Genomic DNA, 3,277 nt, shown 5'->3' on the forward strand with positions numbered 1-3,277 from the left:
GCAGTACCATCGGCGCAGACAGGCTTAGCTTCCGGGTTCGGAATGGGACCGGGCGTTTCCCTGTCGCTATGGCCGCCGTAACTCTGCGAAACGTCACGCATCAGAGTTCTCGAATACCCTTGTCGGGCTTCGGTATCTGATGTGTGTGCTGTTTCAGATACCGCACAGTGGACGCGTAGCTTCTTCGTGGTAAGTCCTCGGCCTATTAGTACCGGTCACCTGCATGCGTTGCCGCACTTCCAGTTCCGGCCTATCAACCCGGTGGTCTGCCGGGGGCCTTACCCCCTCGAGGGGGTGAGAAACCTCATCTTGGAACAGGCTTCCCGCTTAGATGCTTTCAGCGGTTATCCCTTCCGAACGTAGCCAACCAGCCGTGCCCCTGGCGGGACAACTGGCACACCAGAGGTTCGTCCGTCCCGGTCCTCTCGTACTAGGGACAGCCTTCCTCAAGTTTCTAACGCGCGCGGCGGATAGAGACCGAACTGTCTCACGACGTTCTAAACCCAGCTCGCGTGCCGCTTTAATGGGCGAACAGCCCACCCCTTGGGACCTACCCCAGCCCCAGGATGCGACGAGCCGACATCGAGGTGCCAAACCATCCCGTCGATATGGACTCTTGGGGAAGATCAGCCTGTTATCCCCGGGGTACCTTTTATCCGTTGAGCGACACCGCTTCCACATGCCGGTGCCGGATCACTAGTCCCGACTTTCGTCCCTGCTCGACCTGTCGGTCTCACAGTCAAGCTCCCTTGTGCACTTGCACTCGACACCTGATTGCCAACCAGGCTGAGGGAACCTTTGGGCGCCTCCGTTACATTTTGGGAGGCAACCGCCCCAGTTAAACTACCCACCAGGCACTGTCCCTGAACCCGATCAGGGTCCGAGGTTAGAGGTCCAATACGATCAGAGTGGTATTTCAACAACGACTCCACGGTAACTGGCGTCACCGCTTCACAGTCTCCCACCTATCCTACACAAACCGAACCGAACACCAATACCAAGCTGTAGTGAAGGTCCCGGGGTCTTTTCGTCCTGCCGCGCGTAACGAGCATCTTTACTCGTAATGCAATTTCGCCGAGTCTGTGGTTGAGACAGCAGAGAAGTCGTTACGCCATTCGTGCAGGTCGGAACTTACCCGACAAGGAATTTCGCTACCTTAGGATGGTTATAGTTACCACCGCCGTTTACTGGGGCTTAAATTCTCAGCTTCGCGGATCGCTCCGCTGACCGGTCCTCTTAACCTTCCAGCACCGGGCAGGCGTCAGTCCGTATACCTCGTCTTACGACTTCGCACGGACCTGTGTTTTTAGTAAACAGTCGCTTCTCTCTGGTCTCTGCGACCACCCCCAGCTCCGACCGCGAAGGTCTTCACCAGGGCCGGTCCCCCTTCTCCCGAAGTTACGGGGGCATTTTGCCGAGTTCCTTAACCACAGTTCTCTCGATCGCCTCGGTATTCTCTACCTGACCACCTGTGTCGGTTTGGGGTACGGGCCGTGTGAAAGCTCGCTAGAGGCTTTTCTCGGCAGCATAGGATCATGGAATTCGCCTCATTCGGCTACGCATCACCTCTCAGGCTCGTGCGACACGGATTTGCCTATGTCACGCCCTACAGGCTTACACCGGTACAACCACTGACCGGCCCCACTACCTTCCTGCGTCACCCCATCGCTTGGCTACTACCAGATCGGGTCCCGTGCATCCACACGACCGATTCCCGAAGGAACCGGCCGGCTTCAGGACGGTTAGCATCACTGATTCACCAGGGGCGCGTTCACACGGGTACGGGAATATCAACCCGTTGTCCATCGACTACGCCTGTCGGCCTCGCCTTAGGTCCCGACTCACCCTGGGCGGATTAACCTGGCCCAGGAACCCTTGGTCATTCGGCGGACGAGTTTCTCACTCGTCTTTCGCTACTCATGCCTGCATTCTCACTCGCGCCGCCTCCACACCTGGATCACTCCGGCGCTTCCCCGGCGGCACGACGCTCCCCTACCCACCCACACCACTGCACCCGTCTCCGCAGAAACGAGTGGGTGTTGTGTGAGTGCCGCGGCTTCGGCGGTGTACTTGAGCCCCGCTACATTGTCGGCGCAGAACCACTTGACCAGTGAGCTATTACGCACTCTTTCAAGGGTGGCTGCTTCTAAGCCAACCTCCTGGTTGTCTCAGCGATCCCACATCCTTTTCCACTTAGTACACGCTTAGGGGCCTTAGCCGGCGATCTGGGCTGTTTCCCTCTCGACTACGAAGCTTATCCCCCGCAGTCTCACTGCCGCGCTCTCACTCACCGGCATTCGGAGTTTGGCTGATTTCGGTAAGCTTGTGGGCCCCCTAGACCATCCAGTAGCTCTACCTCCGGTGAGAAACACGCGACGCTGCACCTAAATGCATTTCGGGGAGAACCAGCTATCACGGAGTTTGATTGGCCTTTCACCCCTACCCACAGCTCATCCCCTCAGTTTTCAACCTAAGTGGGTTCGGGCCTCCACGACGTCTTACCGTCGCTTCACCCTGGCCATGGGTAGATCACTCCGCTTCGGGTCTAGAACATGCCACTGATACGCCCTGTTCGGACTCGCTTTCGCTACGACTACCCCACACGGGTTAACCTCGCGACATGCCACTAACTCGCAGGCTCATTCTTCAAAAGGCACGCCGTCACCCCCAGCAGACCAAACTGCTCGAAGGCTCCGACGGAGTGTAAGCGCACGGTTTCGGGTACTATCTCACTCCCCTCCCGGGGTACTTTTCACCTTTCCCTCACGGTACTAGTCCGCTATCGGTCACCAGGGAGTATTCAGGCTTATCGGGTGGTCCCGACAGATTCACAGCAGATTTCACGGGCCCGCTGCTACTCGGGCACCCTCCACGAGAGCCGGCGTGTTTTCGTCTACGGGATTCTCACCCTCTACGACGGGCCGTTCCAGACCACTTCGACTAACACACCGGTTTCTTACTCTCGCCCACCATGACAGTGATGGGAAGAAGGGCCCCACGACCCCACGAGTGCAACGCCTGCCAGCTCTCACACACCCGCGGTTTAGCCTCTTCCGCTTTCGCTCGCCACTACTCACGGAATCACATGTTGTTTTCTCTTCCTGTGGGTACTGAGATGTTTCACTTCCCCACGTTCCCTCCACACGCCCTATATATTCAGGCGCGGGTAACACGACATCACTCGTGCTGGGTTTCCCCATTCGGAAATCCTCGGATCACAGCTCGGTTGACAGCTCCCCGAGGCATATCGCAGCCTCCCACGTCCTTCATCGGCTCC

Annotated in this window: 2 rRNA genes; both read right to left on the bottom strand. The window is 57.9% G+C overall.

What is annotated here, in order from left to right:
• A 5S ribosomal RNA gene (gene rrf / locus OEY_RS0127700) occupies nucleotides 1-80 on the bottom strand; the annotation flags it as partial.
• 105 nt (nucleotides 81-185) lie between these two features.
• A 23S ribosomal RNA gene (locus tag OEY_RS0127705) occupies nucleotides 186-3,277 on the bottom strand; the annotation flags it as partial.

The sequence above is a fragment of the Rhodococcus sp. P14 genome (genome assembly GCF_000256505.1).
GTDB classification, from domain to species: domain Bacteria; phylum Actinomycetota; class Actinomycetes; order Mycobacteriales; family Mycobacteriaceae; genus Rhodococcus; species Rhodococcus ruber.